The organism is Prauserella sediminis, from assembly GCF_014195435.1.
In the GTDB taxonomy this organism is placed as follows: domain Bacteria; phylum Actinomycetota; class Actinomycetes; order Mycobacteriales; family Pseudonocardiaceae; genus Prauserella; species Prauserella salsuginis.
The window spans coordinates 2,945,098-2,957,676 of sequence record NZ_JACIBS010000001.1; the positions used below are offsets into that span (position 1 = coordinate 2,945,098).

The window sequence follows — 12,579 nt, forward strand, 5'->3', positions numbered from 1 at the left end:
CGACCAGCCAGGGCAGTGCCCGGCCCAGCGAGTGCGGGCGTGGTGCCAACGCCCCTGAGGGAGATGCCGTCGTGACTGCGCAGCGTTCGCCCCAAGATGCCTCCGGCCCCGCTACCACCGGCGCCTCGGGCTTCGACCCCGACGCCGCAGGATCCCCAGGTCAGCCCCGGACCTTCGTGCTCGACACGTCGGTGCTGCTGTCCGACCCGTGGGCGATGACGAGGTTCGCCGAGCATCCGGTGGTCCTGCCGATCGTGGTGATCAACGAACTCGAAGGTAAGCGGCACCACCCCGAGCTGGGCTGGTTCGCGCGCGAGGCCCTCCGGCTGCTCGACGACCTGCGACGCAAGCACGGCAGGCTCGACGCCCCGGTGCCGATCGGCGAGCAGGGCGGCACCCTGCACGTCGAGCTGAACCACTCGGACCCGACGGTGCTGCCGCCAGGGTTCCGCACCGAGGCCAACGACCACCGCATCCTCGCGTGCTCGCTCAACCTGTCGAACGAGCGCGACGGTGGCGTCACACTGATCACCAAGGACATCCCGTTGCGGGTCAAGGCCGGTTCCGTGGGGCTGGACGCCGACGAGTACCGCGCCGAGGAGGTCACGCCGTCCGGCTGGACCGGCACCGCGGACCTCGACGTGCCCCAGGAGGCCATCGACCAGATGTTCTCGAAGGGCTCGGCCGACCTCGCCGACTTCGGTGTGCCCGACGCGGCCGAACTGCCCTGTCACACCGGCCTGCGGCTGCTGGCCGGCACGTCCAGTGCACTGGGCAGGGTGACGCAGGACAAGCAGGTCAAGCTCGTACGCGGCGACCGCGAGGCGTTCGGGCTGCACGGCCGCTCCGCCGAACAGCGGATTGCGCTCGACCTGCTGCTCGACCCGGAGGTCGGCATCGTCTCGCTCGGCGGCCGTGCCGGTACCGGCAAGTCGGCGCTCGCGCTGTGCGCCGGACTCGAAGCGGTGCTGGAACGCGGGATGCACCGCAAGGTCGTCGTGTTCCGGCCGGTGTATGCGGTCGGTGGTCAGGACCTCGGTTATCTGCCCGGGTCCGAGAACGAGAAGATGCAGCCCTGGGCACAGGCGGTGTTCGACACACTCGGCGCGCTGGTCAGCCAGGAAGTCGTGGACGAGGTGCTGGACCGCGGCATGCTCGAGGTGCTGCCGCTGACCCACATCCGCGGGCGGTCGCTGCACGACTCGTACGTGATCGTCGACGAGGCGCAGTCGCTGGAGCGGAACGTGCTGCTCACGGTGCTGTCGCGGCTCGGGTCGGCATCGCGGGTGGTGCTCACCCACGACGTCGCGCAGCGTGACAACCTGCGGGTCGGTAGGCACGACGGCGTCTCGGCGGTGATCGAGAAGCTGAAGGGCCACCCGCTGTTCGCGCACGTCACGATGACGCGCTCGGAACGCTCACCCATCGCCGCCCTGGTGACGGAGATGCTCGAGTATCACGGCTGACCCACGCCCGCCCGTTCTCACGCCCCCAAGGGCACCATGGTTGCACTCAGTGCGACTTTTCTTCCCCTCGCTTCCAGCACCGTGGCCGCGGGGTGCGAGGGGAAGATTGGTCGCGTTCAACGAAACCAAAGTGCCCTTGGGGGCACGTCACTTCACGTCACCAGCCGCCGGGTAGGGGGCGGCCCTCGGCGAAGCCCGCCGCGGACTGGACGCCGACGACGGCGCGCTCGTGGAACTGCTCCAGGCTCGTCGCGCCCGCGTAGGTGCACGCCGACCGCACACCGGCCGTCACCGAGTCGATGAGGTCCTCGACGCCGGGCCGCGTGGGGTCCAGGGCCATCCGCGACGACGAGATGCCCTCCTCGAACAGGCTCTTGCGGGCACGCTCGTAGCCGTTGTCGGTCCGCGTACGCGCGCTCACCGCACGTTTCGAAGCCATGCCGAACGACTCCTTGTACGGCCTTCCTTGCTCGTCGTAGCGCAGGTCGCCGGGGGATTCGTACGTGCCGGCGAACCACGAGCCGACCATCGCCGCCGACGCGCCTGCCGCGAGCGCCAGCGCGACGTCGCGCGGGTGCCGTACGCCGCCGTCGGCCCACACGTGCTTGCCGAGCGCCCGTGCCGCCTCCGCGCACTCGCGCACCGCGGAGAACTGCGGCCGTCCGACCCCGGTCGCCATGCGCGTGGTGCACATCGCGCCCGGCCCGACACCGACCTTGACGACGTCGGCGCCCGCCTCGATGAGGTCGCGCGTGCCCTGAGCCGTGACGACGTTGCCCGCGACGATCGGCACCGTCGATCCGGCAGGCAGCACCGACCGGACGGCCTTCAGCGCGGCGATCATCTTCTCCTGGTGGCCGTGCGCCGTGTCGACGACGAGCACGTCGACACCCGCCTTCAGCAGGGCTTCCGCCTTGGCGGGGACGTCGCCGTTCACGCCGATGGCTGCCGCGATGCGCAGCTGGCCCGCGTCGTCGGTCGCGGGCGTGTAGATGCCCGCCCGCAGTGCCGCGACCTGCGTGAGCACGCCTGCGAGCCTGCCCTCGTCGTCGACGCCCAGTGCGAGCCGTCCACCGTGTTCCTGGACGCGTTCGAACACCTCGCGAGGAGGCGTGTCCATCGGGCACGTCAGCACGTTCTCGTCGATGATCTCGCCCAGGCGGGCGAAGCGGTCGACGCCGGTGCACGCCTGCTCGTCGACGATTCCGACGGGCTTGCCGTCGGAATCGACGATCGCGACCGCGCCGTGGGCGCGTTTGCCGACCAGGTTGAGCGCGTCGGCCACGGCGTCACCGGGGGTGAGCACGAGCGGTGTGTCCCACACGGCGTGGCGGCTCTTCACCCAGGACGTGATGTCGGCGACGGCGGCCGGGTCGACGTCCTGCGGCAGCACGACGAGGCCGCCGCGCCTGGCGACCGTCTCGGCCATGCGGCGGCCTGCGACCGCGGTCATGTTGGCGACGACGAGCGGGATCGACGTGCCGGTGCCGTCCGCCGTCGAGAGGTCGACGTCGAAACGGGACTCCACCGCCGAGCGGTTCGGCGCGAGGAACACGTCGTCGTAGGTCAGGTCGTGAGCGGGCCCGTGGCCATCGAGAAACTGCACGAGACTCCAGCGTACTGGACACGGCGGCCGAAAGCGGGTGGTACCTGTTCAGTCACCCGGTGCCGTTGCCATGCCGGACAGCCTGCGGGCCAGGCGGTCGGCGGCCTCGCGCAGCTCGGGCGGTCCGAGGATCTCGCTGTCGAACGGGAGCCGGGCGAGGTGCAGGGCGATCAGGTCGAGGTCGTCACCTCCCGAGACGAGCAGACAGCGCTCACCGGTCCCGGGCTGCTCGCCGGTCTCCGGGGTGACGCGGGCGGCCTGTGGCGGCACGTAGGCGGCGACCCGGTCCGCGCTCGCATGGACGCGTACGCGCGCGGTGTGGCGGTAGGGCGAGGCCGTCACCGATTCCTGCACGTAGGCGACGGGGTCGGGATGTTCACGCGGGTGGAAACGCCAGGTCGTGGCGGCCACGTCGTGCATGCGATCGAGGCGGAACGTGCGCCAGTCGTCCCGGTCGACGTCCCACGCCATGAGGTACCAGCGATGGCTCGTGGCGACCATGCGCACGGGTTCGACCGTGCGGGTTCCGGCGTCGCCGCGCATCGTCGTGTAGCCGAACCGGGCGCGGACGGTGTCGCGGCACGCCCTGGCGAGGGTGAGCAGGATGTCGGGGTCGACCTCGGCTCCGGGGGCGACGAGCGTGTCGGTCGCGGTGTGCACGGCGCGGACCTCGCTGCGCAGGCGGGGAGGCATCACCTGGTCGAGCTTGGCCAGCACCCGCAGCGCGGCCTCGCCGGTGCCCGCGACCGTGCCGCCGGACGCGATCCGCAGGGACACGGCGGTCGCGATCGCCTCGGCGTCGTCGAGCAACAGCGGTGGAAGGCGGGTGCCCGCGCCGAGCTGGTACCCGCCGCCGACACCCGCCGTGGCCTGCACCGGATAGCCGAGTGCACGGAGGCGTTCGACGTCGCGGCGCACCGAGCGGTTGGTGACGTCGAGTTCGGCGGCCAGTTCGCTCGCGGTCCAGACGGGCCTGCGTTGCAGCAGCTCCAGCAGTCGCAATACCCGTTCGGTGGTCCCCTCGACGGTCATGTCCGGATCCTGGCACACATTGCGGACGGCAACTGTCCGCATTTCACGCGAGACTGGCGTCATGACCGAATCGACATTCACGAGCGACCCCACGATCCGGCACGCAGCCGGTACGTGGAACGCCGTGCTGCGGGATCAGATCACGTGGCACTGGGACAACCAGCTCCGGCCGCGCCTGGGCGGGCTGACCGACGACGAGTACTTCTGGGAGCCCGCTCCCGGCGCGTGGAACGTCCGGCCGCGGGGCACGAGTAGTGCACCCATCCAGGGTGGCTCCGGTGCGATGACCATCGACTTCGCCGCTCCGCCGCCCGAACCCGAGCCGGTGACGACGATCGCCTGGCGGCTGGGGCACGTGATCGTGGGCGTCCTCGCCATGCGCAATGCGGCGCACTTCGGCCGCACTCCCACCGACTACGCCGCGTTCGAGTACGCCGAGACGGCCGAGGGTGCGCTGGCACAGCTCGACGCCGAGTACGCGACGTGGGTCGGCGGGGTCGAGGCATTGGGCGACGAGGGGCTCGCGCAGCCGTGCGGTCCGGCCGAGGGCCCGTTCGCCGGCAGCTCGATGGCCAGGCTCGTCCTCCACATCCACCGGGAACTCATCCACCACCTCGCCGAGGTCGCGCTCCTGCGCGATCTCTACCTGCACACGGAGCGCTGACATGGCACGACACCTGCAGATCACCATCGACGCCGCGGACCCGGAAACCCTCGGCACGTTCTGGGCGGAGGTGCTCGGCTACCGGCAGATGGATCCACCGGGCGGGCATGCGACGTGGAACGAGGCGCTCGCCGCGATGGGCGTGCCGGAGGAGCGGTGGAACGACGCGAACGCGATCGTCGACCCGGACGGCGAGGGTCCGCGGATCTTCCTGCAACGGGTGCCGGAGGAGAAGGCGGGCAAGAACCGGCTGCACATCGACGTACGCGCCGCGCCGGGTCTCGAAGGGGAACCGCGGATGGCCGCGCTCGAGCAGGAATCGGAGCGGCTCGTCGTGCTCGGTGCGAAGCGGCTCGAACGGTTCGAGCCGGCCCCGCCGCTCGGCGCCGGGTGGATCGTGATGACCGATCCCGAAGGTAACGAGTTCTGTTTGGACTGACGGGTGACCGTCGGCGACGGTATCCCGAGGGGCGTGTCCCGAGGGGCGAAACAGGCCGTCTCGTGGGTCGATACCCCGGATTAGCCGGCCGCAGTCATGTCGACCGTGTCCACTGTGGCCGGTTGCTGCCGGGCTCGCGGGTCCGAGTGGTCCGGCCGTGCCGCCGACGGTGTGCCACGCGCGGCGGACCGCTCGGGTCGGCGAACGCGGGACGCCCGGTCACCCGGTGATCGGGCCGGCCGCGGTGGTGATCGGGGTCAGCATGCGATGGGGACGTTCCAGGGCGCGGGCGACCCGGTCGCTGCGGCGCATCGCGTTCGTGCCGGGGCCGGGCCGCACGACCAGGTCCTCGGGGTCGGGGGCCTCGCCGCACGTGTGGCATCGCCCGACGTCGTCGATGTCGGTGCCGCACGTCGCGTGGCTGAAGAGCCGGGCCGGGTGCGGTCCGCTCGTGTGCCGCTCACCCCATTTGGACAGGGAGAAGATCGTGGGCCACAGCGCCCGGCCGGCCTCGGTGAGCAGATACTCCGGATGACCGTCCGAGTCCTCGCGGATCAGCACGCCGTGCTCGACCAGGGTGTCCAGCCGGTCGGTGAGTACGGCTCGGGAGATGTCGAGGTGCTCGCGCAGGTCCGTGAAGCGGCGCACGCCGTAGAAGCAGTCGCGCAGGATCAGCAGGGTCCAGCGTTCGCCGACGACTTCCAGCGCACGAGCGAGGTGACAGGCCTGCTGGTCGTATCCGGTTCCCAGTGCCACGCCACCATCGTACCGACGGGTCGGTCTGTTCACCAGACCAAACCTGTGTCATCGTGGTCTTGTGAGCAGACCAAATCTTCGTCCTTCCATGCCCCAGGGCACCGGCGGTGCACGTGGGTCGTTCGCCGCGGCGCTGGCGCTGACGTCGCTGAGCACGTTCGTGGCGATGCTGGCCTATTCGGGCCCACTGGGGAACGCGGCGACGGTCACCGCCGCGGTGGCCGCCCCGTCCGGGGCGACCCTGTGGATCCTGAGCTCGATGAGCACCGGTCTGGCGTTGAGTCTGCTGACGGCAGGCGCGCTTGCCGACCAGTCCGGTCGTCGCAGGGTCTTCACACTCGGTGCCTGGATCTTCGCGGCAGGTTCGGTGGTCTGCGCCACTGCGACCACGGCGACGCAGTTCGTCGTGGGGCGAGTCGTCGAAGGCGTCGGCGCGGCCGGGCTGATCGCGACCGGACTCGGGCTCGTGGCCGCGGTGACGGGGGACGCCGCGGCCCGATCGACCGCCGCCAGTTGGTGGGGCGCCAGCATGGGGCTGGGCATCGCGCTCGGCCCGTTGCTGACCGGCCTGTTCGACCTCGTCGAGCTGTGGCACGTGCCCTACTGGCTGCTCGCCGTGTCCGGGGCGGGCATCGCCGTCGCCGCCCGGTGGTGCTTCTCCGAGACCGCGGTGATCGCGGGCAGACGGCTGGACCTGCTCGGCGCCGCGTTGCTGACCGGCGGGCTCGGACTCGGGCTGGTCGCGTTGGTCGAAACGCGCCAGGGCGGTCTCGCCCCGGCCCTGATCTGCGGCGGTGGTGCGGTGGTCACACTGGTGGCCTTCACGATCAGCCAGTTCCGCGGCCGGTCACCCATGGTGGACTTCGGTCTCTTTCGCCGAGGCGACTTCGTGGCCGCGACGGTCGCGGCGACCGCCACCGGTGCCGGTGTGATCGCCCTGCTGTCGTTCGCCTGCACGTTCCTCGTGACCAGCATGGGGATGACGACTTTCGAGGCCAGCGCCCTGCTCGTGCTCTGGTCCGGCACGAGCGCTGTCTCCGCGGTGCTCAGCCGCGGGTTGGCCGCGTGGCTGGGCGGAACGGCGCAGCTGGCGATCGGTCTCGGGGTCACGGGTGTCGGCCTGCTGCTACTCACCGGGCTGGAGGTGGGCTCGACCGGTGCGCGTCTGGTTCCCGGTCTGCTCGTCGCCGGCGTGGCCACCGGTGTCCTCAACGCCGGTCTGGGGCGGCAGGCGACCGCCACGGTTCCGCCCGAACGCGCCGCCGTCGGGGTCGGGATGAACAACACCACCCGTTACGTCGGTGCGTCTATCGGAGTCACCGTCGTCGGTGTGCTCGCCGCCGCTCCCGCCGGTGACCTCGCCGCCCAGCTGTCGGGCTGGAACCACGTGGCCGTACTGACCGGAACGCTCTCCCTCGTCGGGGCGGCCGTCGTGCTGGCGCTGTCCCGGAGTGCGTCGGCGCGAACCCCGGGATGAGACCGATCCGGTGGGCCTTCGGGGCCGTCCACCCGGCCGCTCGCCCGCCGGGGCTCGCGCTGTGGCTGGCCTCGGCGGGTGTCGTGCGTTAGGAAGGGGCGTACGGCACGCGCCGGGACGGGGCGGCTCGATCGAAGGAGGTCCTGTGGACGTCGTCGACTTCACGCCGGAGCCGGAGCAGTACGCCTGGACGTTCGGCGGCGTGCCGCCGACGCACCGGATCGAACCGGGAACGCTGCTGCGCCTGTGGACCGACGACGCCTTCTGCGGTCGGCTGCGCGACGTCACGGACCTTCCCAGCGCCTCGCTGAACATGCCGTACGTGAACCCGCAGACGGGACCGTTCCACGTGGAGGGAGCCGAGCCGGGGGACACGTTGGCACTGCACATCGTGGACCTGACGCCGGCGAGAGGCTGGGGCGCGTCCACGACCATCCCGCTGTTCGGCGGACTGACCGGCACGGATCGCACGGCGTTGCTGCAGGAACCACTACCCGAGAAGACGTGGATCTACGAGGTGAACAGCGACCGCGGCACCGTGGAGTTCGCCGCCCAGTCCACGGACCTGACGCTGGAACTGCCGATCGCCCCGATGCTCGGCACCGTCGGTGTGGCACCCGCCGCGGGGGAGGCTCGCTCGTCGCTGGTGCCGGACGTCTTCGGCGGCAACATGGATACGCCGGAGATGAAGCCGGGCGTGACGTGCTATCTCGGAGTCAATGTGGACGGCGGGTTGTTCTCCGTCGGAGACGGCCACTACCGGCAGGGCGAGGGCGAATCCTGTGGCACGGCGGTGGAAGGTGCCATGCACGTGACGCTGCTGGTGGACCTGATCAAGGGTGGCGGCCCGGCGTGGCCCCGGATCGAATCAGACGAGTATCTCACCGTGATCGGTTCGAGCAGGCCGCTCGAGGACGCGTGGCGCGCGAGCCAGGTCGACATGATCCGCTGGCTCGGCGAGTTGTACGGCCTCGACGCCATGGACGGCTATCAGCTGGTCACCCAGATCAGCGAGTCGCCGCTGGCGAACGTGTGCGACGCCAACTACAGCGCGGCCACGAAGCTCGCCAAGAGCCTGCTGCCCACCGCCGCCCCTTACGAAGCCATGCACCGCAGCCTGCGGGAGCGTGCAGCGAACCTGTGAGGCCCGGATACCGCGACGATATGGAGGACGACCCATGGACCTGGGACTCGACGGACTGAAGGCGCTCGTCACCGGCGGCACCAAGGGAATCGGTGCCGCGACCGTCCGCGCGCTCGCCGGCGAAGGAGCGGCTGTCTCGCTGTGTGCGCGCACGAAGTCCGATGTGGAAGCGACGGTCGCGGATCTGCAGGGCAGCGGGTACACCGCGACGGGCAGCGCCGTGGACGTCGCCGACGCCGACAGCATCGGCAGGTGGGTCGAGTCCAGTGCGGAGGAGCTCGGCGGGGTGGACATCGTCGTGGCGAACGTCAGCGCGCTCGCGATCCCGGACTCGGAGGAGAACTGGAACACCAGTTTCCAGGTCGACATGATGCACACGGTCCGCACGGTGAACGCCGCGATGCCGTACCTGGAACGCAGCAGTGCGGGCTCGATCGTCACGATCTCGAGCGTGTCCGGGCGTGAGGTGGACTTCGCCGCAGGTCCCTACGGCACGTTCAAGGCGGCGATCGTGCACTACACCCAAGGGCTGGCCCACCAGCTCGCGGACAAACCGATTCGGGCCAACAGCGTCTCCCCAGGCAACACGTACTTCCCGGGCGGGATCTGGGCGAGCAACGAGGAGAACAACCCCGAGCTCTTCGAGTACGCCCTGTCGCTGAATCCCACGGGCCGCATGGGCACCCCGGACGAGGTCGCGAAGGCCGTGGCGTTCCTGGCCAGCCCCGCGGCGAGCTACATCACCGGCACCAACCTCGTCGTGGACGGCGCGCTCACCCGCGGTGTCCAGCTCTGACGTTGCCGTCGAGAACACTCGCGGGACGACGAGCCGCTGCGCACGCCGGGCGGGGGCAGGCGACCGTGCTCAGCGGCCGCAGCGGTCCACGCGCTGCCACGGCCACTCGGCGGCGAGCCAGGTGGCGACCGCCTCGGCCAGCCGGTCGTCGAGCTCGGCCCTGTCCGCCCGCACCCACGACTGGACGGTGACGTCGCGGTCCGGGACGGACGTGGGATACAGGTAGACGCAGCCGACGACGTCATCACCTGCCGGCTCGAGAACGGTGTAGGTGAACCCGACGCGGTTCGTGAAGTCGGCGGCGTGCCGCACCAGGTCCTCGTGGTTGGCTTCGAGCGACATCCCCTCGAGCGGTGGCCAGTCGCCGTCCGGGTAGCCCGGCGTCGCCCGGATGTGGTCGATGCTGGAGGTCCACGCTGCGTGGTCGGCTTCGTTGTGTTGCGGCCCCAGTGGTTCGAGGCGGAACGAGTCCGTGACGAGCGGTGTGGGAGGTTCGAAGCCGTCAGGGACAAACGCTACCGAGGTCATGGCGGGACGGTAGCGGGCACCGGCCGCGCCGTGCGAGTGAGTTTCGCCGGGGCTCCGTCGACGGCGGTGGTGATCAGCCGCGCAGCATGGCGCGCACGTCCTCGATGGTGTCGGCCTCGGCGGGGTCCTTGTCCGGCCGGTAGCGCACCACCCTCGCGAACCGCAGTGCGACGCCGCCGGGGTAGCGGGTGCTCGTCTGCGCCCCGTCCAATTCGATCTCCACGACCAGCTCGGGTCGCAAGTGGACCGTCCAGTCGTCGCTGCCTCGCTCCAATTCGGGGAAACGGCGGGTCTGCCACGCCAGGAGCTCGTCGGTCAGCCCCTTGAACGTCTTGCCGACCATGATCGGTTCGCCGCCGTCCGGATCACGCGCGCCGAGGTGCAGATTGGACAGATAACCGGTTCGCCTGCCGTGGCCCCATTCTGCGGCGAGGACGACGAGGTCGAGCGTGTGCGACGGTTTCACCTTCAGCCACGCACGCCCTCGCCTGCCTGCGGCGTACGGGGTGTCCGGGTCCTTCACCATGACGCCCTCGTGTCCCGCGTCGAGCGACGATTCCAGCAGTGCCGCGGCGTCGGCCGGTGCCATCTCGCCGGGGATCACGTGCTCGCCCGCGACCCGGTGAAGTGCCTCCCGCCTGCTGCGGAGCGGCACGTCGAGCAGGTCGGTGCCGTCGAGGTGCAGGCAGTCGAAGAAGTACGGTCGCAGCAGCAACGCCCTGACCTGCTCCTCCCGCGTGCTGCCGAAGCGCGCCATCGTCTCCTGGAACGGCCGCGGCCTGCCGTCGTCGGTCAGCGCGAGCGTCTCCCCGTCGAGAACCACCGACGTGCAGGGCAGACCGCGTACGAGATCGGCGAGTTCGGCCGCATGCCGCGTGATCTCGCGCAGCGTGCGGGTGTAGACGTGCACCTCGTCGCCGTCGCGATGTACCTGGATGCGCGCGCCGTCCATCTTGTATTCGACGATCGGTTCGGCGATGCCGTCGACGGCCTGGTCCAGCGAATCGGCGGGGGAGGCGAGCATGGGTCGAACCGGTCGTCCGAGTTCGAGGCCGAAGGCCAGTAACGCCTCCTGCCCGCCTGCGGCCGCCGCCGCTGCGGTCGTGGCCAGGTCACCGGAGAACATCACCGCGCGGCGAACCAGATCAGCGGGGACGTCGGTGGCCGACGCGATGGCTTCGATCATCACGCCCTCCAGTGCGCCCTGTCGGAGCTCGCCGGTGAGCAGGCGCAGCAGAAAGTCCTGCTCGCCGGCGGTGGCCCGGCTCAGCAGGTCCGAGAGCAGCTCGGAGCGACGGGAGGCTGATCCGCTGCCAGTCGTGGCGGCCACCTCGCCGAGGACCGCGTCGACGTCGGTGACGCTCAGGGTGGCCGTATCCGCGGGCCGTCCCAGCAGGTCACGCACGGTTCGCCACCCCACGCCGATGCGGCCCTGCGTGGGTGTGCCGGTCAGGAACGCGACCGTGGGCGCGAGCTCGCCCGTCGGTGCGCGGCCAAGGACGTCCGCAAGGACCGCGGCCTTGGTCTTGCGTGATCGCGTGGCGGCCAGCTCGCCGGAGGCGCGGACGACGTCGTCGAGGCGCAAGGAGTCGGCGGGCCGGGTTTCGTGGTGCACGGAGTCTCGGTGCATGGCTCCATCGTCGCGCGCGGGGCCGACATTTCGCGTGGTGAGCGCAGCGCGAGCAGTACGGCACCGAAGCAGACCACGAGACCCGCCAGGCCCTGGACCGTCACCGGCTCGCCGAACATCAGCAGCGCGGCGAGCATCGTCGTCGGCGGGGTCAGGTACAGCAGCGTGGACACGCGGCGGACCGACCCACGCCGTGCGACGGCCCAGTAGAACCCGTAGCCGCCGAACGTCGACAGCACCACCAGCCAGGCGATCGCGAACCAGAACTCGCCCGACATCGGCGGTGCCGTCTCGCCCGTGAAGCCGGCGACGGACAGGAACACCACGGCCGACAGCGCGGCCTGGATCAGCAGCGATTCGGGCAGCGAGAGGCGGGAGGGGAGCCTGCGCTGAGCGAACGTGCCTGCCACGAGACTGAGCATCGCCAGCAGCGGCAGCGTGTACGCGAGGGCCGGAGCGCTGCCCGCGAGGTCGCCCGACACGACGAGCGCGACGCCGCCGAGTCCGAGAACGAGGCCGAGCCACTGCGTCGCGGAGGTGTGTTCGCCGAGCAGTGGGCCCGACAGTGCCGCCGCGACGATCGGCTGCAGCGCCGCGATCAGGGCCGAGGTACCGGCGGGCACGCCCAACTCGGCCGACCACACGACACCCGACAGGTAGCCGACCTGGGTGAGAAGGCCGAGCAGTGCGTGCACGCCGAGGTCGCGCAGTGGGATACGCCGACGGCGAAATACCAGCCACCACAGGCCCAGCAGTGCGGTCACCGCGGCGAACCGCCACGCCAGCAGCGTCGCGCTGCTCGCGAGGGCGGTGCCCATCGTCGCGCCGATGAAACCGGAACTCCAGAGCAGTACGAAACCCACCGCGAGTCCGGTGTCGGTACGTGACGTTCCCACGAATCCTCCTCGGGATTGGCCGACGCGAGTAAACTGACCGGTATACCTAGTCGTACTATACCGATCTGTTTACCGTCAAGGAGGCCGTCGCGGTGTACGGTGGTGTACGCCCACCCGGCTCCCACCACCGCCCAACCGGGCGCGC

12 protein-coding genes are annotated in these 12,579 nt (G+C 70.6%); 6 read left to right on the forward strand and 6 right to left on the reverse strand.

Going from position 1 to position 12,579, the window contains the following annotated elements; translation table 11 throughout:
• The first annotated feature begins 71 nt into the window (after positions 1–71).
• A complete protein-coding gene (locus FB384_RS13410; protein WP_183783151.1) occupies positions 72–1,466 on the forward strand; it encodes a PhoH family protein in 1,395 nt (464 codons plus the stop codon).
• A gap of 157 nt (positions 1,467–1,623) precedes the next feature.
• Here the strand turns inward: FB384_RS13410 and guaB1 are convergent, their stop codons facing one another.
• Positions 1,624–3,072 (reverse strand): GMP reductase, encoded by a 1,449-nt coding sequence (gene guaB1, locus FB384_RS13415; protein WP_183783153.1) that lies wholly within the window; start codon positions 3,070–3,072, stop codon positions 1,624–1,626.
• Positions 3,073–3,120: 48 nt separating this feature from the next.
• Positions 3,121–4,104 carry a helix-turn-helix transcriptional regulator gene (locus FB384_RS13420; RefSeq protein WP_183783155.1) on the reverse strand — a complete coding sequence of 328 codons (984 nt, stop codon included), beginning with the start codon at positions 4,102–4,104 and terminating at the stop codon, positions 3,121–3,123.
• A gap of 61 nt (positions 4,105–4,165) precedes the next feature.
• Between FB384_RS13420 and FB384_RS13425 the strand changes: the two genes are divergently transcribed.
• Both FB384_RS13425 and FB384_RS13430 read left to right on the forward strand, forming a co-directional pair.
• The gene (locus FB384_RS13425; RefSeq protein WP_183783157.1) at positions 4,166–4,768 is read left to right on the forward strand and encodes a DinB family protein; all 603 of its coding nucleotides are present in this window, start codon (positions 4,166–4,168) and stop codon (positions 4,766–4,768) included.
• Between the two features lies 1 nt (position 4,769).
• Positions 4,770–5,207 (forward strand): VOC family protein, encoded by a 438-nt coding sequence (locus FB384_RS13430; RefSeq protein ID WP_183783159.1) that lies wholly within the window; start codon positions 4,770–4,772, stop codon positions 5,205–5,207.
• A gap of 219 nt (positions 5,208–5,426) precedes the next feature.
• On the opposite strand, the gene FB384_RS13435 is transcribed toward FB384_RS13430, so the two are convergent.
• Positions 5,427–5,963 (reverse strand): winged helix-turn-helix transcriptional regulator, encoded by a 537-nt coding sequence (locus tag FB384_RS13435; protein ID WP_183783161.1) that lies wholly within the window; start codon positions 5,961–5,963, stop codon positions 5,427–5,429.
• Positions 5,964–6,051: 88 nt separating this feature from the next.
• On the opposite strand from FB384_RS13435, the gene FB384_RS13440 reads away from it, so the two are divergent.
• The 3 genes from FB384_RS13440 to FB384_RS13450 all read left to right on the forward strand — a co-directional run bounded on the left by FB384_RS13440 (position 6,052) and on the right by FB384_RS13450 (position 9,380).
• Positions 6,052–7,440 carry an MFS transporter gene (locus FB384_RS13440; protein ID WP_183783163.1) on the forward strand — a complete coding sequence of 463 codons (1,389 nt, stop codon included), beginning with the start codon at positions 6,052–6,054 and terminating at the stop codon, positions 7,438–7,440.
• Positions 7,441–7,585: 145 nt separating this feature from the next.
• Positions 7,586–8,584 (forward strand): acetamidase/formamidase family protein, encoded by a 999-nt coding sequence (locus FB384_RS13445; protein WP_183783165.1) that lies wholly within the window; start codon positions 7,586–7,588, stop codon positions 8,582–8,584.
• 34 nt (positions 8,585–8,618) lie between these two features.
• Positions 8,619–9,380: an SDR family NAD(P)-dependent oxidoreductase gene (locus FB384_RS13450; protein WP_183783167.1), complete on the forward strand. Its 762-nt coding sequence runs from the start codon at positions 8,619–8,621 to the stop codon at positions 9,378–9,380.
• A gap of 69 nt (positions 9,381–9,449) precedes the next feature.
• Here the strand turns inward: FB384_RS13450 and FB384_RS13455 are convergent, their stop codons facing one another.
• From FB384_RS13455 to FB384_RS27310, 3 genes are all read right to left on the reverse strand, one after another.
• Complete coding sequence (locus tag FB384_RS13455) at positions 9,450–9,908, reverse strand: GNAT family N-acetyltransferase (RefSeq protein ID WP_183783169.1); 459 nt, start codon at positions 9,906–9,908, stop codon at positions 9,450–9,452.
• A gap of 73 nt (positions 9,909–9,981) precedes the next feature.
• Positions 9,982–11,457, reverse strand: coding sequence for an ATP-dependent DNA ligase (locus tag FB384_RS13460; RefSeq protein ID WP_228726385.1), 1,476 nt, complete (start codon positions 11,455–11,457; stop codon positions 9,982–9,984).
• On the reverse strand, positions 11,358–12,434 hold the full coding sequence (locus FB384_RS27310; protein WP_323985225.1) for a DMT family transporter: 1,077 nt from the start codon (positions 12,432–12,434) through the stop codon (positions 11,358–11,360). The genes FB384_RS13460 and FB384_RS27310 overlap by 100 nt, the downstream gene beginning before the upstream one ends.
• Between the last annotated feature and the right edge of the window lie 145 nt (positions 12,435–12,579).